Annotated in this window: 20 protein-coding genes and 3 pseudogenes; 10 read left to right on the top strand and 13 right to left on the bottom strand. The window is 50.2% G+C overall.

The window, feature by feature from the left end:
* Positions 1–5: 5 nt before the first annotated feature.
* Entirely contained in the window at positions 6–410 is a 405-nt protein-coding gene (locus tag RHP74_RS22305) for a hypothetical protein (protein WP_010456904.1), read from the top strand.
* Between the two features lie 63 nt (positions 411–473).
* On the opposite strand, the gene RHP74_RS22300 is transcribed toward RHP74_RS22305, so the two are convergent.
* Both RHP74_RS22300 and RHP74_RS22295 read right to left on the bottom strand, forming a co-directional pair.
* A complete protein-coding gene (locus RHP74_RS22300; RefSeq protein WP_200666783.1) occupies positions 474–1,361 on the bottom strand; it encodes a LysR family transcriptional regulator in 888 nt (295 codons plus the stop codon).
* Between the two features lie 52 nt (positions 1,362–1,413).
* On the bottom strand, positions 1,414–2,133 hold the full coding sequence (locus tag RHP74_RS22295) for an SDR family oxidoreductase (RefSeq protein ID WP_010456900.1): 720 nt from the start codon (positions 2,131–2,133) through the stop codon (positions 1,414–1,416).
* A gap of 185 nt (positions 2,134–2,318) precedes the next feature.
* On the opposite strand from RHP74_RS22295, the pseudogene RHP74_RS22290 reads away from it, so the two are divergent.
* Positions 2,319–2,489: pseudogene (locus RHP74_RS22290) on the top strand (type II toxin-antitoxin system HicB family antitoxin); the annotation flags it as partial.
* Positions 2,490–2,586: 97 nt separating this feature from the next.
* Here RHP74_RS22290 and RHP74_RS22285 read toward each other — a convergent pair.
* Entirely contained in the window at positions 2,587–3,792 is a 1,206-nt protein-coding gene (locus tag RHP74_RS22285) for an MFS transporter (RefSeq protein WP_010456896.1), read from the bottom strand.
* A gap of 234 nt (positions 3,793–4,026) precedes the next feature.
* On the opposite strand from RHP74_RS22285, the pseudogene RHP74_RS22280 reads away from it, so the two are divergent.
* From RHP74_RS22280 to RHP74_RS22265, 4 genes and pseudogenes are all read left to right on the top strand, one after another.
* Positions 4,027–4,350 (top strand): annotated as a pseudogene (locus RHP74_RS22280) (hypothetical protein); the annotation flags it as partial.
* Between the two features lie 640 nt (positions 4,351–4,990).
* Positions 4,991–5,854, top strand: coding sequence for a nucleotidyltransferase (locus RHP74_RS22275; RefSeq protein WP_311096312.1), 864 nt, complete (start codon positions 4,991–4,993; stop codon positions 5,852–5,854).
* A 5-nt stretch (positions 5,855–5,859) separates the two neighbouring features.
* A complete protein-coding gene (locus RHP74_RS22270; protein WP_311096311.1) occupies positions 5,860–6,624 on the top strand; it encodes a hypothetical protein in 765 nt (254 codons plus the stop codon).
* A gap of 61 nt (positions 6,625–6,685) precedes the next feature.
* On the top strand, positions 6,686–7,477 hold the full coding sequence (locus RHP74_RS22265) for a DUF2971 domain-containing protein (protein WP_311096310.1): 792 nt from the start codon (positions 6,686–6,688) through the stop codon (positions 7,475–7,477).
* A 166-nt stretch (positions 7,478–7,643) separates the two neighbouring features.
* Here RHP74_RS22265 and RHP74_RS22260 read toward each other — a convergent pair whose 3' ends face one another.
* Entirely contained in the window at positions 7,644–7,910 is a 267-nt protein-coding gene (locus RHP74_RS22260; RefSeq protein WP_311096309.1) for a helix-turn-helix transcriptional regulator, read from the bottom strand.
* Positions 7,911–8,024: 114 nt separating this feature from the next.
* Between RHP74_RS22260 and RHP74_RS22255 the strand changes: the two genes are divergently transcribed.
* The 3 genes from RHP74_RS22255 (at position 8,025) to RHP74_RS22245 (ending at position 10,246) form a co-directional block, all read left to right on the top strand.
* Positions 8,025–8,471, top strand: coding sequence for a zinc ribbon domain-containing protein (locus tag RHP74_RS22255; protein WP_311096308.1), 447 nt, complete (start codon positions 8,025–8,027; stop codon positions 8,469–8,471).
* 232 nt (positions 8,472–8,703) lie between these two features.
* The gene (locus RHP74_RS22250; RefSeq protein ID WP_311096307.1) at positions 8,704–9,846 is read left to right on the top strand and encodes a polymorphic toxin type 44 domain-containing protein; all 1,143 of its coding nucleotides are present in this window, start codon (positions 8,704–8,706) and stop codon (positions 9,844–9,846) included.
* A 16-nt stretch (positions 9,847–9,862) separates the two neighbouring features.
* On the top strand, positions 9,863–10,246 hold the full coding sequence (locus RHP74_RS22245) for a hypothetical protein (protein WP_311096306.1): 384 nt from the start codon (positions 9,863–9,865) through the stop codon (positions 10,244–10,246).
* A gap of 223 nt (positions 10,247–10,469) precedes the next feature.
* On the opposite strand, the gene RHP74_RS22240 is transcribed toward RHP74_RS22245, so the two are convergent.
* The 6 genes from RHP74_RS22240 to RHP74_RS22215 form a co-directional block, all read right to left on the bottom strand.
* Positions 10,470–11,219, bottom strand: coding sequence for a hypothetical protein (locus RHP74_RS22240; protein WP_311096305.1), 750 nt, complete (start codon positions 11,217–11,219; stop codon positions 10,470–10,472).
* 284 nt (positions 11,220–11,503) lie between these two features.
* The gene (locus RHP74_RS22235) at positions 11,504–12,238 is read right to left on the bottom strand and encodes a recombinase family protein (protein WP_311096304.1); all 735 of its coding nucleotides are present in this window, start codon (positions 12,236–12,238) and stop codon (positions 11,504–11,506) included.
* Positions 12,239–13,636: 1,398 nt separating this feature from the next.
* A complete protein-coding gene (locus RHP74_RS22230) occupies positions 13,637–14,116 on the bottom strand; it encodes a hypothetical protein (protein WP_311096303.1) in 480 nt (159 codons plus the stop codon).
* 105 nt (positions 14,117–14,221) lie between these two features.
* Positions 14,222–14,473: a hypothetical protein gene (locus RHP74_RS22225; RefSeq protein WP_311096302.1), complete on the bottom strand. Its 252-nt coding sequence runs from the start codon at positions 14,471–14,473 to the stop codon at positions 14,222–14,224.
* Between the two features lie 163 nt (positions 14,474–14,636).
* On the bottom strand, positions 14,637–15,062 hold the full coding sequence (locus tag RHP74_RS22220; protein WP_311096301.1) for a hypothetical protein: 426 nt from the start codon (positions 15,060–15,062) through the stop codon (positions 14,637–14,639).
* Between the two features lie 758 nt (positions 15,063–15,820).
* Positions 15,821–17,344: a tyrosine-type recombinase/integrase gene (locus tag RHP74_RS22215; protein WP_311096300.1), complete on the bottom strand. Its 1,524-nt coding sequence runs from the start codon at positions 17,342–17,344 to the stop codon at positions 15,821–15,823.
* A gap of 96 nt (positions 17,345–17,440) precedes the next feature.
* Between RHP74_RS22215 and RHP74_RS22210 the strand changes: the two are divergent.
* Positions 17,441–17,779, top strand: a pseudogene (locus RHP74_RS22210) (hypothetical protein); the annotation flags it as partial.
* A gap of 191 nt (positions 17,780–17,970) precedes the next feature.
* Here the strand turns inward: RHP74_RS22210 and RHP74_RS22205 are convergent.
* From RHP74_RS22205 to RHP74_RS22195, 3 genes are all read right to left on the bottom strand, one after another.
* A complete protein-coding gene (locus RHP74_RS22205) occupies positions 17,971–18,969 on the bottom strand; it encodes a sulfate ABC transporter substrate-binding protein (RefSeq protein ID WP_010456892.1) in 999 nt (332 codons plus the stop codon).
* 93 nt (positions 18,970–19,062) lie between these two features.
* Entirely contained in the window at positions 19,063–19,887 is an 825-nt protein-coding gene (locus tag RHP74_RS22200; protein ID WP_311096299.1) for an ion transporter, read from the bottom strand.
* Positions 19,888–19,908: 21 nt separating this feature from the next.
* Complete coding sequence (locus tag RHP74_RS22195) at positions 19,909–20,823, bottom strand: urea transporter (protein ID WP_077748654.1); 915 nt, start codon at positions 20,821–20,823, stop codon at positions 19,909–19,911.
* Positions 20,824–20,856 lie beyond the last annotated feature (33 nt).

The raw sequence follows: 20,856 nt of genomic DNA, 5'->3' as shown, positions 1-20,856 counted from the left end.
CCACTATGACCACCATCGCTCGTATCACCCTGCTCAGTATGGTTTTGGGGTTAAGCGCTTGTGTGGTCCAACCGCAGCCGCCTGAACGGCTGCCACCGATCCCGCCGTCGCAGCCGCGTCCGACGCCGTCCCCCACACCGACACCGAGCAAGCCGAGCATTCCGGCCAAGCCCGCCAAACCTTTGCCACGCACCTCCGCCAGCTTCGCGCCGCCACCGGGTGGCAACAGCCATTGGGATGCCAAGCTTGGCGTGTACGTGCTTGATGACCAGCCCAACACCTTCTACCGCCAGCGCACCTACTACCGCTGGAACAACGGCTGGAGCCGGTCGATCAGCCCGGACGGGCCATGGGAAGAGACCAATATCCATGGTGTGCCGGGTGGGTTGGGGCGGCAATTCGGGGAATAAACAGAAACGGCGATCTTCGGATCGCCGTTTTGCTGTCTGGAGTTTGCAAGGATCCCCGGTGATTCAGGTCTCCTTGGCCATCAACCCCTGCACAAACTCCACAAACGCCCGAGCCTTCGCGCTGGCCATTCTGCCGGTGGGAAATACCGCCCACAGGTCCTGATTCGGCAGGGCCCACTCCTTCATCACTTCCCTGACCGCACCGTTGGCCAGTTCCGGCGCAAACATCCATTCCGACGCCAGGGTCAGCCCTTGATGGGCGAGCACGGCTGCACGCAGGCCTTCGGCGGCGTTGACGCGGATTCGCCCGCTGATGATGACTGACTGCTCATCTGTTCCGTTGCTGAACTGCCAGTTGCCACCGCCACCCAAGGTGTAGGCGATTGCCTGGTGGTTGCTCAGGTCGGTCGGGCAAGTGGGCTCACCGTGTTTTTCGAAATAGGCGGGGGTGCCCAGCACGACGCGCCGGCATTCGGCAATTTTACGAGCGGTGAGGCCGGAGTCGCTCAGGGTGCCCATGCGCAGGGCGATGTCGATGCCTTCCTCGACCAGATTGACGTTGCGGTCATCGAGCATCAGGTCGATGTTCAGGTCCGGGTTCTGATCGAGAAACGGCCCGAGGTGCGGAACGATGTGCAGTCGGCCGAAGGTCACGGCAGCACAGATCCGCAGGTTGCCGGTCAGACCGCTGGCGGCGCCGCGTGCTGCGTTGTCGGCCTCATTGGCTTCTTCGATGGCGCGCTTGGCGCGTTCGAAGAAGGCCAGCCCGGCTTCGGTGGGCGTCAGACCGCGAGTCGAGCGCAACAGCAGTCGAACCGCGAGACGCGACTCCAGTTGCGCAATGGTTTTCGATACGGCGGGCTGGCCGATATTCAGGCGCCGGGCGGCGGCGGAAAACGAGCCGGTTTCCACCACGTAGACGAAGGTTTCCATTGCGCCGAGGCGGTCCATCTCAAGTCCTTTTTGCGATTCTAAATACTGTCGAGACCCCAGTGGGGGCGAGTCAGAACGCGGCTTTGCCTATGGAGGAGCCGCCGTCGACAAACAAGGTCTGCCCGGTGATAAACCCGCTTTGCTCGGACAACAAAAACGCAATGGCCGCCGCGATCTCTTGTGGCTGCCCCAGTCGTCCCATCGGCACACCCGCCAGATACCGAGCTTCACCTTCGCTGCCCGGCGGATTGTTGGCGCGAAACAGCTCGGTCTCGGTCGGCCCCGGCGCCACGGCATTTACGGTCACGCCGGTTTGCGCCAGTTCCAGCGCCCAGGAGCGGGTGAAGCTGATCAACGCCGCCTTGGCCGCCGCGTAGGCCGTGCGCTGGGTGATGCCGAGTACAGTCAGACTGGAAATATTGACCACTCGACCCCAGCCCTTGGCGCGCATATTTGGCAGCAACGCCTGAGTGGCCTGCAACGCCGAATGCAGGTTGACCCGCATCACGTCATCAAAGGTGTCGAGGTCGATTTCGCCCAACACTTGCGGGCGAACCAGGCCGACGTTGTTGACCAGCCCATCAAATTCATACGTCCTGGACAGATCCGCCAGCACTTCCTGGGTCAGCGCCCTGTCGCTCAAATCCAGCGGAAACAGAATGCCGGGGAACGACAGGTCCGGGGTCCGGGCAATCCCGACCACCCGATGCCCCGCACGGTCCAGATGTTCGGCCACTGCCCGACCGATGCCTTTGCTGGCACCGGTAATGAGAAAGGTACGTCGAGTCATTGCACACTCCTTGAAAGCACAGGCCGCCGGGGCGGGCGGCCGTTGAACGGGTCAGCCGCGAATCGCATCCAGCATCGCTTCAGGCTTTGGACGCTGAGTGTAATCCGGGTTGGCCTTGGCGGTAACGAATCAGGTGAGATCCATCCTGACCGCAGGGGCGAAATGCGCTCAGGTGAAGTTATAGGATTCATGCTTGGGGGAATGAGGATCGAGTGGGTATTCAAATACCGGATATCCCGGGTGCTGTGACTGTCGGGGATACGTTCGAGGAGGCATACGACGCAGCTGTCGAAATCGCGCAGATACTTCTGCAACAAATGGAAGCACAGGGGCTGGATCTTCCGGTGCCGCCATCTGTGAACAAGATTTGAAGTGTGGAACATCAGTCGCACATCAGTCACGAGCAAGCCAGATTCCTGTGGGCGCGTGGCTTGCCCGCGATGCTTTTTGACCTTATGCAGCCGCCAACGCAGCCTTCGGCGAAACACTCAAAAACCGCAACAATGCCAACAGTGGAAACGCGCTGCCCACGATCACGATCCACAGCCAGCCGCCATGCTCATACACTGCGCTGGCCACCGATGAACCGAACGCGCCGCCGATGAAGATGCTGGTCATGTACAACGCATTCAAGCGGCTGCGGCTTTTGGCGTCGAGGGCGTAGACCGCGCGTTGGCCGAGGACCATGTTCATCTGCACGCAGAAGTCGAGGACCACGCCCGTGACCGCGAGACCGATGACGCTGTAGACCGGATGGATGAACGCTGGCAGGAAGCTCAGGCTGGCGAACAGCAGGGCCAGTAAGGAGGCGATGCGGGTGTGGCCGGCATCGGCCAGTCGACCGGCAATCGGCGCGGCGATCGCACCGATGGCACCGACCAGGGCGAAGATCGCGATCTGGGTTTGCGACAGGCCGTGATTGCGCGCCAGCTCCAGCGGCACGGCGGTCCAGAACAGACTGAACGTGGCGAACATGCAACCCTGGTAGAACGCGCGCTGACGCAACACCGGTTGCTGGCGCAGCAGCGTCCATAGCGAACCGAGCAACTGGCCATAAGAGGCGCTGTGATCCGGCTGACGCTTGGGAATGGTCAACGCCAGCACGATGCTGATCGCCGCCATCAACGCCGCCGCGATCACAAACATCGCGCGCCAGCCGAAGTGGTCCGCCACGACGCTGGACACCGGCCGCGCCAACAGAATCCCCAGCAGCAAACCGCCCATGATCCCGCCGACGACCCGACCGCGTGACTCTTCCGGCGCGAGGTGCGCCGCCAGCGGAATCAGGATCTGCACCGACACCGAACTGAAACCCACCAGCAACGAGATCAGCAAAAACACGTTCGGCTGATCGGTAAACGCCGCGCCCAACAGGCTGGCAATCGCCACCACGGTGGTGATGATCATCAGTCGACGGTTTTCCAGCAGATCACCCAGCGGCACCAGGAAGAACAAGCCAAGTGCGTAACCAATCTGGGTCAGCGAAACAATCAGGCTGGCCATGGTGCTGGTCAGGCCGATGTCCGGCGCGATCAGGCCGATGATCGGCTGGGCGTAGTAGATGTTGGCCACAATCGCGCCGCAGCAGAAGGCGAACAGCAGCACCATGCCTTTGGTCATTGTCGCGGTGCCGTGGGGCACCTGAGTCGCTGGGTTCATAACGTGTCTCGCTGAACAGAAGGGAATGCGCGCAGGCTAAAGAGGTATCGGATTCGGCAGAAGAGGGATTGGAGTGATAGCAATCATTCCTTTGCGGAATGAGTGACGGACAGGAGTGCTGTCCATCGATAAACCTTGCGTCAAAATATCGAGCTCCGATGATACATTCACTTACATCCTGTTCGATAGCGTGCTTATGTTCTCCTTCACGATTCATAACCGGAAGGCACTTCCATGAATGCGATGTTTCGTCACCTTATACGCGGTGCTTCAGTGGTTACCTTGGTCGGCGTGTTCACGGCGGGTCTGGCCCAGGCCGCCGACGCGCCGGGCCTGCGCATTGGCGTGCGCGGCGAGATCACTGGGGTCAGCCCCGACGTCTTGAAAGTCCACGTCAACACTGGCGAAAACGTGGTAATCAACCTGACCAACGACACCAAAGTCCGCGCCGTTACCCTGGCCAATATCGAAGACATCAAACCCGGCAGCTACGTTGGATCGGCGGCCATTCCGCAAGACGATGGCACCTTGAAGGCGCTGGAAGTCCACGTCTTTCCGCTTTGATTTGTGAATTGATTTAAACGATTGATTTTATAGAGTTTTATCAATCTGCTGATTTGCATATTCTACTACTTCGTTCTACTACTTTTGGTCCCGAATTGGTACGTCTCGGCGTTGACGGTGGTTGGGAATACAGGTCTCCGTATGGTTCATCTGCCACCGATCGTGAACAGGTTGAACATTGCCATTCTCGGTTATACTGGTCATACATACAGCGTGCGATGTGCGTGATGACAGACGATTTGATCGATGATTCTGGATTTGAGCTAGGTCTTCCTTCTCGTGAAGAAATGCTTGAGCATCAATGTGATTTGCTTTGTTCTGAATTGGATGTAACGCGGCGTGACCTTCGACTAGCTCACAAGAACCTTGCTGGGATGATTTGCATGTGGCGTACCAGTTCCAAGGAGTTGGCGGCGTTGCGGCTTGAGCATGAGCGTCTACGCTGGACGCTGAGTGACCTGTACCGAAGGGAGACGGAGCGGGAGACATCACGAATGACGTACGCCTACGGCGATCATGGTAAGAGTGAACGTTGATCTAGTTTAGGCGATTGCGTTAACAACGAAGAAAGTGAAATGACAAAGCGTTTGGTGAAGGGTTACATTGTTTTGGACAACATTAATTCGAGGCATGAATGCCATACACAGTTGCTGTTTCATTCGACCGCTTTTACGAGAACATAAATCTGGCAGGCAAGCACCGTGAAACAGCGAATACACGCCGTGATGACATTGTTGTCAAGCTGAGTAAATCGTTCGATATCCTAGAAGCCTTCAGCACCGGATCAATTCCAAAGTACACAGCCTTGAAGCAGCATGCAGATATGGATGTGATGGTTGTTTTGCATTATGGAAAGCATATACAGAACAAAACACCAACTCAGGTGTTGCAATCCGTTCGTGACGCGTTGGCCGAGTGGAGAACTGGAGCGCGTCGCAATGGGCAAGCCGTAACGTTGCACTACAAGACTTGGCCAAATGTAGATATCGTGCCCGTATGCGAAGTAACGTACGCTGACGGTTCTTTCTCGCATTACAATGTACCGGATTCGAATACCAATAACTGGATAAAATCTCGTCCGAAGTCTTTTGCGTTAACCATTGAGGCAAAGTCGACTGAGTGTGGCAAATACTTCAGAAGAATCATAAAAATGATAAAACACTGGAATCGTTTTCATGGTGATTTTCTTAGTAGTTACCACATTGAAGTGTTGGCGATGAAAGTCTTTAATGGATATCTAGGTGATATGCCGTGGAATGTATTTTTGTTTTTTTTAGAGGCTCGAAAGCTGCTTGCTAGTTTCCTCTGGTATGATACAGGCTTTGTTGATGATTACTTGTCTTGGAATGATCGTCAGGAAGTTCTCAAGCGATTTGACAAAACGATCGAAAAAAGTCGAATGGCTTGGTACAAAACATGCGGAAGTAACTACGATGACAAAGGTGCTATCGAACTCTGGCAACAAATTTTCGGTAACGAGTTCCCTGACTACGGATAACCCATATGCCTCGTTTTGACCCAATTCGCAAAGACTACTATGACTCGGTCGAAGCGGCTGATACAGCTTCTAACTGGTTGTTTTATGGCGGTGCGTTGCTTTCCATTGCTGCGTTGTTTGTTGAGCGGGAAAAATACCCCGAGCCGTACGATGCAATTTTGATTGCATATGTAATATTTGTTCTCGCGATTTTTTTAATCGGGTTGGTTTCCCGTCTGTACCTTATTCCAAGGGCAGAGGATAAGCGTCGACAAGATTTTTTCAGCAATGCTTGTGGTGTCAACCTAACGCATCAAAAAACGGATGGATATTATAACAACGACTTTGTTGATCCCATTAAGCGCATGGCGGCACAGGTACTTGAGAACAGTCACTTCAGTAAAACTATTGCATTGCGGATGGTTAAGGCAGAGCGGGCGAAAATTGTAATTTATACAATCTTGTGGTTGGTCTGTTTGTTGTACCGACGCAGTGATCTTGGCGTCGTGCTCGCCGCAACTCAGGCGGTGTTCAGTGAGCAAGTGCTAGCGAAGTGGTTTCGATTAGAATGGTTGCGGATGCGCTTTGAAAGGACTTTCGACGACGTCTACAATCTATTTCAGTCGCAGCCACCGGTGGAAAAGTTTAATGCCATGGCTCTAACCACATTTTCAATGTATGAAACAGCTAAGGCTAACGCCGCAGTCACCTTATCCTCAAAACTTTTTGGTAAGTTAAATCCGTCGTTATCCACAGAGTGGGAAAAGATAAAGGTTGCGTTGAAAATTTGAACTGTCAGTTTGAGCACTCCCCCCACAAATTCTGTTATAAGAAGTTGGAAGGACGCGTTTAGTGAACGAAGATTATCCAAAGTATTTTTATAAATATCGTGCTGTTTCAAATTCAGACGATCTATCTAAAGATTATGCAATTGATGCTCTATTAAGAAATCAGGCGATTTTTTCAAGTAGAAAAAACTTCAACGACCTTTTTGACTCTAGTATAGAATTGATAAAACCAACACCTCGAGAATTTAAAGAAATTAAATCTCTTGTTGGAAAAGATGATAGACGGCTTTTATCCGAATGCATACATAAAGGATTGTTTACTCCCGCAGGACTTGCCTTAATTAATGGTTTTGAGGAATCTTTCAATGAAACAATAGATAGTTACGGTTTTATGTCGGTTTCGAAAAATCCTGTCAGTAATTTGATGTGGTCGCATTATGCTGACTCTCATAAAGGATTCTGCATTGAATTTAGATCGGAGTTTATGAAGGCTGAAAAAGTAAGCTATCAAAAAGTCATCCCGAAACTCAATACAATAGACTTGCATCGCCTACATTTTAAAATTTATGAGGGTGACGATATAGGTCATCAAATTTGGCGTGCTTTGAGAACAAAACTTGACGAGTGGGAGTATGAGTCTGAGTACAGGTTTCAAGCTAATAACGCAATGGGGCGTATACCCAAGGGTAAGAAATTTATCAAAATACCGTATAACGAAAATTTTGTAGAATCGATTATTTTCGGTTGTCGGATGCAAGATGATGTAAAAAAATTCATCATGAGACATATGCCGGGAACAGTAAAATTTAAGCAGGCCGTGGCAAGAACTAGTACCGTGGAAATAATAAACATCTGAATGTTATCTGGTGCGAGGTATAGGAATCAACCATCTTTGTCGGCATTCATTTTCTTGGTTCTTCGCCTCAGCGTCATAACCTTGCTCCACATCGGATCAGCAGCAGGCTTGTTAGCAAAACCCTGATTGATTCACCCCACTCTCATTTCTTTATCGAGACGGGCCATCATCGCTCTGTCGTTCCAGCATCTGCTGACAGAGACGTTTCAAACTCTGCAATCAATACTTGGAAATCAATTCCCAGGACGTTGCACAGGTCTCGAAGCTGCACGATGTCTAATCGCCTCGATCCAGTTTCAACATCGCTCATGAAGGATTGTGGGCGCCCAAGAGCCTTTGAGCAGGCTACCTGAGTCAGTCCTGAATCTTTCCTGTGCTTCTTGATTAGTGTCAGCAGCACATCGTACTCATGGCGATAAATGGTCTTGGACATAGTCGGCTTGCTACGAAGGGTAGCCTTGCAAGCTATATCCGGTTTTCAGATATCTGAATTTGGGATAATCTGTTAGGTCTCAGCTGGTGCCGTTCAATTTTTAGGGAAATCGCTATGCGGAACTTTGGTTATTTTGTACTTGTTGTAGGAATGCTTTGCATAGTGGGCGCGTTGGCTATGGATGTCTCGGTATCGGCGGGAGCAGGGCGGGTCAACAATATTGGTTTGATGGCTGAACGGCAGAATCTCATTCTAATCGGCGGATTGATGTTGCTAGTTGGTGTAATTATGGCTATTGCCGGAAAGCGCCAGAAGGAAGTCATCGGTAGCTCCAACGACGGTCGAGCCTGTCCGATTTGTGCTGAGACTATTAAATGCGCGGCTTTGAAGTGCAAACACTGTGGCTCAGAAGTGGAAAGCATCAACAATGGAAACGGCGGAGGTGATGTCCGTCCAATAGTAGAGCCTATGGACAGGGAAACGATTAAGTTGTGGGTAGCTCGGGGTAGCCTACTAACAATCTTCATGGGTATTATTCTTTACTCGTTATTAGGTAGGTGATCTGCCACTGATCGCAGGAAGGCGTGCGAACGGGAATTCGACATGGCTAAATGCCGCCATTCAGCGAACATCCTCAACACGCTATCCTTCGCGCTCAGGAAATGACATGGATAGGAAAATACTCAGCACTGCATTTGGGATTCGTCCTACAGCTTGCGCTCGAGCTTTTCGGTAACGTCGATCCCGCCCAGCTACAGGCTGGAATCTTTCGTAAACGACTCAAGGATGATGAATGATCTCTTCTGCACGTCTGGGTGACAAACATGTCTGCCCGTTGCCAGGTCATGGCACCACTCCGATTGCTTCAGCCAGCGCCGACGTAAATATAAACTTCATGGGCTCTGCTCGTGTTGGTGACGTTTGCGGGTGCGGTGCTGTTATCACCACAGGGTTTCCCTCGATTCAAGTGAATGGTCGCCCTATGGCTCATCTGGGTAGCCCTACCAGTCACGGCGGAACGATCATCACCGGATCAGGTGATGTCGGCGGCGGGTTTGTTATGGGAATGGCTCCCGGTTCTACGATCATCAACTTTGCTTTACTGGGTGCTATCCGTCCTGATGGAACGGTTGACGATGAGCGCATGGCAACGCTGCTGGCTGATCCGAATCTTACGGAGAAAGCTACTGCTGCAAATGCCTTGGTTGATCCGAATGTATCGAAAGAAGAGAAGACAGAATCTGTTGTTTGCAATCACCCTGACCAGATGGAAGGGCTGGCCAGCTATATAGCCGGTGAGATGAATCGCAACATCCTAGACCCGGCTGTGTTGGAGATGAAAAGGCTCATTGACTACGATCCCGACGTGGCGGCGAAAAAGTTTGCAGAACTACCGCTGCTCGCACGCATGGGCGGACCACCAAATTTTGGAAACATTGCAAAAGCTCACAAGGTTGCAGCGGCGACAATCTGGACTAAGAAAGTGGGTCAGGGTCTAGACTGGGACCACAAGCCAAAGCTTCGCAAGCTATTCCCCGGCGTAAGGCACAAGCAGGGGCAGTACGATTACTACTATGACATCTGGTCGAATATCCATTACGGGTACGTTGGAATCATAGGCGGGCTATCCGAGAGTGTTCTTCTAGATGGTGCCGGGGCTGAGCAAATCGTCTCAGACTCTGTAAGGAAGGCCGATGAAATGTGGGAGAGGCCGAAAACGGATTGGGCGCTCCCCGGCCCACATTTGACGGCGAGTCTATCTGATGGACTACGAGCATTTGATGATGTTGCAGACAGAGTATCGATCAGTATTGGTGTGAAGCTCGCCAATCAACATCCCCATGGTGGGATAACGGCGAAGATGGTAATGGATGAAGTGCTTGCCGTTGCACCGCAAAATTGGGGAGAGGGAATCAGTGTCCACGTCTGTAAGTAAAGCCCGAACACGATACATGCGGTGGTTGTTGATTCCGTCAATACCGGTGCTGGCGTTTGTCTTCTGGCGTAGCGCCCTGCCCACTGCGACCGTCCATTATCACAAGAATGGTCAGGAAGAATTGCGATATGTCTGGAACGTCAACGATCAGATATACAGGGGGCGGTTTGCACCCGGTAGCAGCGTTGCAGACAAAGGGCTTCTATCCACAGATAGTGAGTTCTTCATGGAATTTTCATGGCACACCGAAAAAGGCCGCTGGCATTGCATCAGCATCACACCGAAGTGGCCCAACACAGACATCTATTTAGATGCGGATGGCAACATTGATATGAGCAAGGGAAGCGGCACAGATGTAGAACGGCTGAAAGAATGTAAGTGGGACACGGCGAAACCATAGAGGGGGCAAAAACAATCTACCAAAATGGAGTTGGCATTCGGTCTCCAGCCGCGTGCTGGCGCCGGGGAAATCCATAAATGTCTTTGGGTGTAATTCGCCAGCGTGTAACCATATACGGTTATTAACACCCACCCCTAAAGTCGAAATCGGAATTTGCACTAAACGCCTATGTTTAGATGGTCAGGCTTTAGTATGCGTAATATTGAAGGCGAGTCCCTGATGCTCATATAGAAATAAGCAGTTGATTAAACGCATTTTTGAATACGATATGATCGATAGTGTTTTTCTGCCACCATGTGTTTATAAATAGAACAATTGCGAGTAACGCATAGGCTATAGGGAAAATGTAGTCTGTAAACCAAGAGGTGATGAAAGAACCTTTGACAAGTGCATATGCTTGGCAAATACGAACCAGCCAAATATTAGGAACTATCAGCTCTTCCCTAATGATGCATGAACGTTCTTTTTCGTTAGCAATGAATGAAAATGAAATATCAAAAGACAATTCTGTTCGTATAGCTAGATCAGGATTTCGATACTGAATATAGTTCAAAATAGACGGCCGAGCGCCGGACAACTGATGCCCCATCGTGACCTGCTTATAAATTTTCAGAAATTTAATATTGTCATCAGTTTGGCCAGTGGTTTTGTACATGGCAGCGGCTAATTTTCTAATGTAAACATGTGGTGCTATTGTCTTTAAAGTAGATTCAAAGACAGAGATCATATCATCATTTGGTTTAAAACAATCCCGAGGCGACTTTTGGAAGAAGCGAATAAGAAGATATAGATTTCCTAGTGCCGCTATTAAGTGTATATTTTGAATGTTGTCTCCAATACTGATAGATACTCCTAGAAAACTAAAAGCTCTCAAATCCACAGAGAAGTACCACAGAAGCAAGAGCAATGTAGAGTAAGTTAACAGGAAAGCCCTAGACTTTTTATAATCACTTTCCACATCCATAGCGTCCATAACAACCTCTTTCGTGATGACACAATGATCCTGCGCTAGCAAAGTGAGCATTATTTAACAATGTTCTGTCAAAAAATACGTTTGCCAATCGGTTTTGAACCGCGTGGTCGTGGTGATGGTGCGAAATCCGTGGGTGTCTTTCGGATATTGGTCTGACCGATCCAACACCCAGGTAGATTTATGAGTGCCGAGTAGGGGGATGATTATAAAATCCCCTTGAGGCTGCGTAGGATCGCGTACAGGCTGTTTTAACTCGTTGCGAGTATCGTGCGCAGACTTGCCGTTTATCGTTGCGCTGTGGGCGTTACAGGAAAAGGAAGGTTAAGACGTTCCATCATGCGTTTAACTGTCATTGGTGCAAACTTACTACCACGTTCGGTGGTTACACCCTTGGCGTTCAAGCATTTGGCGATTGCTGCGAATGTTGGTTGACCATCGTACAAACAAGCTTTCAATTCAGCTTCCAATGACTTTGCACGATTGTTTGCGTTGCCTGCTTTCGCCTGCATTGCAGCACCATTACCAACAGCCCATGCAGCCTTACGGCCAGCGTCCCGGCGTGCGATCTTCTGGCGAGCTTCTTCACCTTCAGGCGTATCAAGAAGTGCCTTCACTTTCAACTCTGCAAGACCATCCTTTGTACGTTGGCGAATCTTGATCAACTCTTCTTCGGCCAACAGAGATTTAATGTTCCGTACCAGACCACTGCCATGTACGTCTTCAGCTTCAATGAAAGTGTATTTCTTTTGCAGTGTTACAAAGTGGGCATGGTCACGACCAAGACGGTCAAGGCGGTGAACCACTACCGGACATTCCAAACCTTTCGCCATTGCCAGAGCAAGACGGCACTGAGGACGTTCCAGAGGATCAATGGAACCTGACACGCCTTCGTCTGTGAACTGGGCAACAATCTCCCAACCATTTGCTTCAGCGGCAATCTTGATAGCGGCGAACTGACCAGCGACCGAGAGACATTGGTCTTCTGTTGAAACCCTTGCGTAAGCCACTATCTGTTTCATTGTTTTCACCTGTCATCGTTGGTCAGGCGGTCATCATAACATATTGCAGGCGACCATCAACAATATGTTATGACTTCGCAAAATAGTTTTGCACCACTTGTATTTCTCATTGGATTGTGGGTCTGACCAGTGTGGTAAGTTTCATTTGAAAGTGGTTGGTGTCGTCGCCAACGTCTGTTGTGAATGTTCAATTATTGCTGACATATAATTGGAAGACGGTGTGGTGGCACTTGTCGTTAGGTTGACATTCCGGTCAGGGTTGGCGTGGTGCGAATGCACCAGGTAGATCGTGTGAGGAAATCTGCACGGCGTTTGTGCTGGCGGACATCTGCTGGGTTCCCCATGGTTTATTCCAGAATTCAGTAGAATTGCATTCATCCTGTGAGGAAATCGGGAGGGGATTGTTAAACGTGCTTAACCCAATATGGCTCATCCCCTTATAAAATGCACCCTGTAGCGAAGGTGTGTGAATAAATTCAAGTTTCATACTGTAGTGGTAACCCTGATACGCTCCTGTTAATTGTCGAGTGTTGATTACATTATTTACATGATGAAATATCACCACGCATAGAAAAGCCCCTGACGCTGCGTGAGCAGTCAGAGGCTTGCAGGCTTGGCGTTGGTATTACTTTAACTAGGAATACTCTCAGGTGCGACCACAGGCTGTTACAACTACCATCAATAGATGGCAATCAACTATCTGGTGTTTGGTCACTTTCGTTCCTGTCTTCTGAATGCTCACCAGTTGTATTGCTGTGTAAGTTTACACAGAGATTGCTACATCTGATTGACAATCAGGAATGGTTCTATAGAAGTTTGTTATCTCTATATATACAAAGACATGTCCGCAAACTGAACGTAGTGAAGTGCTTTTCAGAAGAGATGATAAGCGAAGCCATCTCGCTTTTGATTTGTCTTCTGTAAATACAGAATAGTGACTACCCGTCGTGTACGACAGAATATTGATACTTCTGAATATATACTTACTATCGTATACGATAGAATAGTTATTATTTAAAGATAATACTCTTTGTAGGTAGGTTTACTCCTACCTCTTTCTCTTACATATTCTTATATAAATACTATGTCGTATACGACATAAATACATATCTTCTAATATAGAGCTTTTGACTTACCCACCTCGCTTCGCTCGGCGGATAAGCCCTATTCTACACATCAAAACGTATTTTGTCAAGACCTATTCTCATTTGGTGATCAGTCTCGTTTAGAAAAGTGGAACAGTTCACCACCTTTCCTACACGCAAACAAAAGCCCCGCACAGCCTTGGGTAAGCTGTCGGGGCTATGTTGGGTAGGGTTGCATGAGGAATGTACTCAGAACGCGTTACAGGAGGTTCTGGCTGGTATCGCCGTCGGCGTCTGTCACTGGATCACTCGGTTACCCAGGAATAACCAACGGAGTAAATGTATTGCTCACTTCCACGTCAATCTCTATCATTCGCTTGTTGCGAGCGTCATCGATCTTCTTTTGTTCTTTCGCTTCGGCGGCTTGAGTAAGCTGTTGACGTAGCAAATCTTGATATCGAACGTGTTCACCTTGCAGGAATTCAACATACTCAGCTTTCACTCGCACTCGAATGTCATCAATATCTTTCTGCTGTTTTTTATCTGGCTTTATCATCCAGCAAGAATGATTTAGGGCTTCATGTGTAACACCTTGATTGCGAGCGACTGTATAGCCCTCTGCGACTTTCGAAGCTACCGATTCGAGGAAGTCATGCGGCAATGGTGATCGTATAAACTCCATACACTGCGTGGTACCCCGATAAACATTTACCCAGCTATCAACACGAGCTTCGAATTCAGCATCACTCCACTTAGGTGGAACTCCAGTAATAGTAATCTTTGCATTAGTCATGGTTTATTTCTTCCTTTCTCTGGTTAATATCATTCAGCATCTTCTGAATGATTGTTGTTTAATGTTGTTCCTCACTGAGCTTAGTGATGGAGTTGGCAGTAGTCATCACTGGCTGTGATTTGCAGTGATGCTTCTATTTTTGACAATCAAAGCAATCATATGGCTGATGATCTTTGCTCTGTACTGTTCCGCATCGAATTTTTTTACATATGATATTGAAGGGGCAGCAGGTAGGGCATCTGCATTTGATTCAGCGATGTGACTGTTAACCTTCTGTACAGATTGCTTCGCTTGATGTTTAGATCGTTCAACTGCTCGCAGGAACCCAGCCATAAAATAATCTCGACTACTATTCATTGTTTATCCTTTGGTTTGTTGTATTGAAACTAGGCTGAAATATGCCTGATTTGGCAAATTCAACCCATATTAATCAAGGTGTGTAGACGCGTGAAAGTGACACCTCAGGGGGTAGCCCCAGGTGGCAGATATTGAGGGCTTTAACGCACCATAAGGGGGGGCGCTACCGATACTTGTTTAGATATGCTGACGCAACGAAAGTACCAGTTAAAAACTTGTCAGATAGATCATGTGCGCTAGCGTCTGGATTGCCGACTATCCAATCACGAATGGTTAACTGGCGTTCATCTGCTGCTGATGGTGCTGCTACTACACACTCTTTACGAATGCGGGTGGTAATAAGTTGCACCTTGCTCTGTTTACCTTTACTGATTTGACTCATGAAGCTTGGGGAGCGATTCATAAGCTCACCGACTGAAACTTGTACACCTTTTGCAAGAGCCTTCTTGTAAAGAGCGTAGTAGCTGTTCAACACGATGACTGAGACTTCGTGAAAACTATGGTTGCTGTCTGCCGTTGGTGGTGTTGAGCTTGTGATGATTTTTTGTATCAATTGCGAAGGCTCGTGAATGCATATGTAGTTGCTCATTGGTTTTCCTTTGTTCGATAGGTTTGTGATCCTCAGACTTGGGTAAAGTATTGGGATTAAATGGTGGGTTAGATGCTTGAAGCTTTCTTTGCTACTTTCTTTTCATTAGAAATTTGTAGCTTGCTATTCACTTGGGTCAGCATTGTCTGAATGCAATGCGTATGATTTGTATATCCCGTTGCTTTCATGATCATCTGAAGTTGTTGCACAGCCTTTTCATTTAATGATATTCGCATCATGCACGCTCACTGATTACATGATCATGCACATAGTCGTTGATTGACTTGCCAGCAGATTCAGCAGCATTTTTAACCAGTGCATAATTGGTTAGATTCAACATGATAGATACTGGAATCATTGTGATTCTTGCGTGACGCCAGTGACGCGCACGGCAAGCGGCGTTACAGGTCAGTGTTTGCGGACGTCGATTAATTAGTTCTTTATTGCAGGCGATGCAATGGGTTGTACGCATAAGATGTACCTCGGCATGTGATTAGTTAGTGTTTGTTAGTGTTCGGCACAGACGAACAAAAAACCCATACTCTTTAACGAGTATGGGTTTTTTGTTTAGGAGAGATTGGTTGGAGGATCAGACCACTTTACAAACCGAGAAGGAGGCAAGGTTTGTTTTAGATGTGCCACTAATAGCAGCAGCAACCGGAGGGAATCGGCATGATCTGTTCAAACTCCAATATAGACATTATCCCACAGATAAGAATGATTGTCAATAGCGTTGCGCATGTTTTGAACACTATTGTTCAACTATTTTTAAACTCAAAGTTTAGTAGTTGTATAGCTTTTACCTTCTGTTCAAATGAGCAGCCTTTGCTGTAGTAACTGAGTGTAAATGACTTGTTTTCATGCCCAAGTATGTATGGCAATACTTCCAAGCCTACACCGGCTTGATGCAGTTCAGTTGTTGTTGTCTTACGGATGCTGTGGAATACGTGAAGGTCTGAGAACTCAGCTTTGTTTTTCAACTGGCTAAACTGCTTGGCCAGATAATCAAGTCGATTGCCATACTTGTTATTACCACCTTTGAACAAATAACCATCGTTGGATGATGCTTGTGAACATAGTTGTTTGTACAATGGTACAAGGGAAGGGTGAATAGGAACTTCCCTCACGCCTGCACCTGTCTTTGATTCCAATATTTTAAAGCCAATTGGTTCGCCATCGTTGTCGTAAATGGTATCTGCTGTTTTTGTTCTACCGATTTCTTCCAGCCGTGAACCAGTGTACGCACCAAATACAATCAAGTTGGCTAGATTGTCTTTACCGTCTTCTTTTGCTTTCTTGTACAGTTGTTCAACTTCTTTGCGGGTGAAGGGGATATAGGATTCACCCGCATCTTTACCAACCTTCGGCAAGTCATGACCATCAAACGGACATGGTTGACCTATGAATTGCTCACGAAACTGAATGCTGTATTTGTTTGCCCATTTCCAGAAGTCTCGTCCAGACCACAAATAGTTAGTAAGAGTTTTGCGGGCGCCAGATTGTTCTGTTATGAAATTGTGGATAGTGTCAAAGTTTAATGGTGCACCTTCGTCTGTAAGATACTTTGATATTTTCTCAATGCGGGCTTTGTGAACGTCTCGCGTCTTCTCTGTCTTGATTTGCGTCACCAGATGTTTGGACCATTGTTCAATCATTGATTTACTGATTGGTGAGCGTGGTTTGTACAATGTCGGGTTATGTGCAATCGCTTGAGCTTCCTGACGTTCTTCGTCAGACAAGTTATATTCATATGCAGCAATTGAGGCTTCACCATCCGCTTGGATCGATAGAAGATTGTGATGTAGGACTATGCCGTCGGCAGGTGTCATACCTCTTTCACAGGCGTCATTGAATTTCTTTATATGGTCGGTGATACGAGAAGCTAATTTATGCTCTCCCATTAATTCTGCGGCTTTCGCCCATTCCAATAGTTTTTCAAGGAATGAGTCGTCAGGGCGATCAGGAACAATATCTAGATTTATCGGGGTGAATAACAAAGATACGCCATCGTTTTGCTTCCTCTGCAATTGTTTTCCAAGCTCATGTTGAGCAAGTCTCCATTCATCCCCGCTGTTAACTTTTGCCGCCCTTGCTGCATCAATAGCAGCTTTCCATTGCGCAAGGATTGGCAGACGCCTCACCATCGCCTCTGATCTCATGCCGGTTTTGAGTGACTGGATCAGGACTGTTCGATTGCCCAACGTACGGCGGACATCCTTCGGCACATCCAGACGGACATACCATGTTGACTCGTTTTTCTTCTGGATTATGTGGTCAGCCATGCGCAGCACCAAAGCGTGAGTGGTAGAGTCTAGTCTATTACTATTTTCTACTACTGGTGGTGTTTATGGTCAATAGATACGGTGTTTACTGGGGTAACGGGGCGTATTCTGGAAGTCCACGTCTTTCCACCGGAACTGGCGGGCAGCGGAGACGGGCATCGGCCGTTCGATCTGGTCAAGGGCAGTAGCATGACCAATGGCAGCGTGGGCGATCTGGTGGTCAGCAATGGCCGGATGTTGACCGTCAATTACAAGGGCGGGCAGCAGAAGATCCTGGTGCCGGAGGATGTGCCGATCGTGAATTTGATGCCGGGGGACAGGAGTTTGCTGAAGGTGGGGGTGAAGATCGTGACATTCGTCACCCAAAGTGCAGACGGGACACTGACTGCGCAATCGATCTCGGCGGGCAAGGATGGTGTCACACCGCCGATGTGAAGGCAGGGCAAAAACCCTGTAGGAGTGAGCCTGCTCGCGATAGCGGAATGTCAGTTGATATCAATGTTGAATGACACTTCGCTATCGCGAGCAGGCTCACTCCTACAGGGGATCTTCAGTGAACTTGGGTTTTGTGTTCGACCACGAGAAAGGCGACCTTCTCAGGTCGCCTTTCTCGTTGGGCTCAGGAATTACTGGCCGCTGTAGATCTGATCAAAGACCCCGCCATCATTGAAGTGGGTCTTCTGCACGGTGCGCCAGTCACCAAAGGTCTTCTCCACCGACAGGAAGTCCACTTTCGGGAAGCGATCGGTGTACTTGGCCAGCACCGCCGGGTCACGCGGACGCAGGTAGTTGGCCGCTGCAATTTCCTGACCTTCCGGGGACCACAGGTACTTCAGGTATTCTTCGGCTGCGGCGCGGGTGCCTTTTTTGTCGACGGTTTTGTCGACCACCGACACCGGCGGCTCGGCTTCAGCGGAGACGCTTGGGTAGATCACTTCAAACTGGTCACGACCAAACTCACGGGCAATCATTTCCGCTTCGTTTTCGAAGGTCACCAGCACGTCACCGAGCTGGTTGGTCATGAACGTGGTCGTCGCGGCACGGCCACCGGTATCGAGCACCGGCGCTTGCTTGAACAGCTTGCCGACGAAATCCTTGGCCTTGTTCTCGTCACCGCCGTTTTTCAGCACATACCCCCAGGCAGACAGATAGGTGTAGCGACCGTTACCCGAGGTCTTCGGGTTCGGCACGATCACTTGCACGCCGTCCTTGAGCAGGTCGGGCCAGTCTTTCAGGGCTTTCGGGTTGCCTTTGCGGACGATGAACACGGTGGCCGAGGTGAACGGTGCGCTGTTGTTCGGCAGGCGGGTGACCCAGTTGTCCGGGATCAGTTTGCCGTTGTCCGCCAGGGCGTTGATGTCGGTGGCCATGTTCATGGTGATGACGTCAGCCGGCAGGCCATCGATCACCGAACGCGCCTGTTTGCTGGAGCCGCCGAAGGACATCTGCAGGGTGATGTTCTCGTTGTGCTCGGCTTGCCAGTGTTTCTGGAACGCAGTGTTGTAGTCCTTGTAGAAATCGCGCATCACGTCGTAGGAAACGTTGAGCAGGGTCGGTGCGGCCTGAGCCACGCTGGTCAATGCCAGGCCAGCGGCCAGAAGTGAGGCGCCAAAGAGTTTTTTCACTGCGCAGTCCTTGTTCTGATTTAAAAGTGAGGCAATTTGCCAGCGACTATAGCCGGGCTCGCATAGACCCTTAAAGATTAAAAAGCTCTTTGCTTATTCCCGTTTCTTAAACAGAGCGTTGCCGCACCGCGAGCAGAATGCCGCACCGTGTTCGTGACTGGTTTTCTTGCACACCGGGCAGTCGTGTTGCAGCTGTTCACCACGCATGGCATTGGCCAGTTCGGCGGTGAAAATACCGGTCGGCACGGCGATGATCGAGTAACCGGTGATCATTACCAGCGACGAAATCACCTGGCCTAGTGGCGTCTTGGGCACGATGTCGCCGAAGCCCACCGTGGTCAGCGTGACGATCGCCCAGTAGATGCCTTTGGGAATGCTGGTGAAGCCGTGTTCCGGGCCTTCGATCACGTACATCAACGTGCCGAACACCGTCACCAGCGTGCACACGCTGACCAGAAACACCACGATCTTCTGTTTGCTGCCGCGCAGCGCCGACATCAAATAGTTGGCTTGCTTGAGGTAGGGGCTGAGCTTGAGCACGCGGAAAATCCGCAGCATCCGAATGATCCGGATGATCAGCAGGTACTGCGCATCGGCGTAATACAGCGCCAGGATGCCGGGCACGATCGCCAGCAGATCCACCAGCCCGTAAAAGCTGAACGCATAGCGTAACGGCTTGGGCGAGCAATACAGGCGCAAGCCATATTCGATGGCGAAGATGACGGTGAAGCCCCACTCGATGTACGCCAGCACGTCGGCGTAGTTCTTGTGGATCGTGTCGATGCTGTCGAGCATCACGATCACGATGCTGGCGAGGATAATCAACAGCAGGATGCCGTCGAAGCGCCGCCCCGCCTTGGTGTCGCTTTGGAAAACCATGACGTAAAGCTCTTCACGCCAGTTTTTGCTGCTGTCCATGGATACCGCCTGAACCAATGATCAGCGAAGCCTAGGTTGATTCTCCTCAATAGCGCAAGGCGCACGGGTGACAGCGGTGATGCCGAGCAGTTGAACAACCGTGCGGACCAGCCAGCAGGCGAGGATGAACGGCGCGGTCAGCGTCGGCAGGCCGATGGCGGAAAACACCGGCGTCAGCAACAACGCTGATGCGATGCCAGCCAGCGGCAGCCACGGCTGCTGGCGCAGCGAGCTCAAGGCGAGGGCGGTGAGGACGGCGTTATAGCCGCCGAGGCCGATCAATGCGGTATAGAAATCGTGATGCAACAGGCTCCAGCCCATGCCCGCGACAGACGCCAATAACGCCCAGCAAAAGGCGCGACGATCAGCGATCAGCAAACCCACGGCAATCATCGCCCCGGCCAGCGGATGACCGAGGAACATCACCTGGCCGAAGCCTTTCAGCGGTGCGGCGAGCATGTTCAGCGTGTTGATTTCGATCAGATGCGCTTTTGTCGAGGGAGTGGCGAAGCACAGAAGCACCCAGCCCAACCCAACGAAGGGCGCCGTATAGGCAGGCAGGTAATGGCTGACCCGGACGCGTTTGAGCCATTGCTGAGTCAGCATCGCACTCAGTCCGCCCGCAGCAATGATCAGCGGCGGCAACAGTGCTGACCAAGGGAAATACAGGCTCAGCAAAAGACCGAGCAAGACACCGTTGTAACTGAACAGTCCGGCCTGACGATCGGCCTTGGCGTAACCGCGTCGTTGCGCGGTGAGCAACCCGGCGACGCCGCCCAGCAGCGCACCGCCGAGCAGGGTAGGTGCGGTGAAAAGAATCGCCAACAGGCACAGCAGACCAAACAGCGGATGGCGCTGGAGGAAGATCTGGCTGAAACCATTGAGCAGGGCAGTCGCCCAATCGGGGCAGTGGGTGTTGAAGTGGTTGGCAGGCATTTTTTTGTGAGTCAGGAGGCGCGAGTAATCGTT

The sequence above is a fragment of the Pseudomonas sp. SG20052 genome, assembly GCF_031766055.1.
In the GTDB taxonomy this organism is placed as follows: Bacteria; Pseudomonadota; Gammaproteobacteria; order Pseudomonadales; family Pseudomonadaceae; genus Aquipseudomonas; species Aquipseudomonas mandelii.
Note: the sequence above shows the minus strand (reverse complement) of the source record. Positions and strands in the feature narration are given on the sequence as shown.

What these genes read in the sequence shown, in the direction of transcription:
- RHP74_RS22305 (WP_010456904.1), top strand. Translation starts at nt 6, where the DNA reads ATGACCACCATCGCTCGTATCACCCTGCTCAGTATGGTTTTGGGGTTA.
- RHP74_RS22300 (WP_200666783.1), bottom strand. Translation starts at nt 1,361, where the DNA reads ATGGACCGCCTCGGCGCAATGGAAACCTTCGTCTACGTGGTGGAAACC.
- RHP74_RS22295 (WP_010456900.1), bottom strand. Translation starts at nt 2,133, where the DNA reads ATGACTCGACGTACCTTTCTCATTACCGGTGCCAGCAAAGGCATCGGT.
- RHP74_RS22285 (WP_010456896.1), bottom strand. Translation starts at nt 3,792, where the DNA reads ATGAACCCAGCGACTCAGGTGCCCCACGGCACCGCGACAATGACCAAA.
- RHP74_RS22275 (WP_311096312.1), top strand. Translation starts at nt 4,991, where the DNA reads ATGCCATACACAGTTGCTGTTTCATTCGACCGCTTTTACGAGAACATA.
- RHP74_RS22270 (WP_311096311.1), top strand. Translation starts at nt 5,860, where the DNA reads ATGCCTCGTTTTGACCCAATTCGCAAAGACTACTATGACTCGGTCGAA.
- RHP74_RS22260 (WP_311096309.1), bottom strand. Translation starts at nt 7,910, where the DNA reads ATGTCCAAGACCATTTATCGCCATGAGTACGATGTGCTGCTGACACTA.
- RHP74_RS22255 (WP_311096308.1), top strand. Translation starts at nt 8,025, where the DNA reads ATGCGGAACTTTGGTTATTTTGTACTTGTTGTAGGAATGCTTTGCATA.
- RHP74_RS22250 (WP_311096307.1), top strand. Translation starts at nt 8,704, where the DNA reads ATGATCTCTTCTGCACGTCTGGGTGACAAACATGTCTGCCCGTTGCCA.
- RHP74_RS22245 (WP_311096306.1), top strand. Translation starts at nt 9,863, where the DNA reads ATGCGGTGGTTGTTGATTCCGTCAATACCGGTGCTGGCGTTTGTCTTC.
- RHP74_RS22240 (WP_311096305.1), bottom strand. Translation starts at nt 11,219, where the DNA reads ATGGACGCTATGGATGTGGAAAGTGATTATAAAAAGTCTAGGGCTTTC.
- RHP74_RS22235 (WP_311096304.1), bottom strand. Translation starts at nt 12,238, where the DNA reads ATGAAACAGATAGTGGCTTACGCAAGGGTTTCAACAGAAGACCAATGT.
- RHP74_RS22230 (WP_311096303.1), bottom strand. Translation starts at nt 14,116, where the DNA reads ATGACTAATGCAAAGATTACTATTACTGGAGTTCCACCTAAGTGGAGT.
- RHP74_RS22225 (WP_311096302.1), bottom strand. Translation starts at nt 14,473, where the DNA reads ATGAATAGTAGTCGAGATTATTTTATGGCTGGGTTCCTGCGAGCAGTT.
- RHP74_RS22220 (WP_311096301.1), bottom strand. Translation starts at nt 15,062, where the DNA reads ATGAGCAACTACATATGCATTCACGAGCCTTCGCAATTGATACAAAAA.
- RHP74_RS22215 (WP_311096300.1), bottom strand. Translation starts at nt 17,344, where the DNA reads ATGGCTGACCACATAATCCAGAAGAAAAACGAGTCAACATGGTATGTC.
- RHP74_RS22200 (WP_311096299.1), bottom strand. Translation starts at nt 19,887, where the DNA reads ATGGACAGCAGCAAAAACTGGCGTGAAGAGCTTTACGTCATGGTTTTC.
- RHP74_RS22195 (WP_077748654.1), bottom strand. Translation starts at nt 20,823, where the DNA reads ATGCCTGCCAACCACTTCAACACCCACTGCCCCGATTGGGCGACTGCC.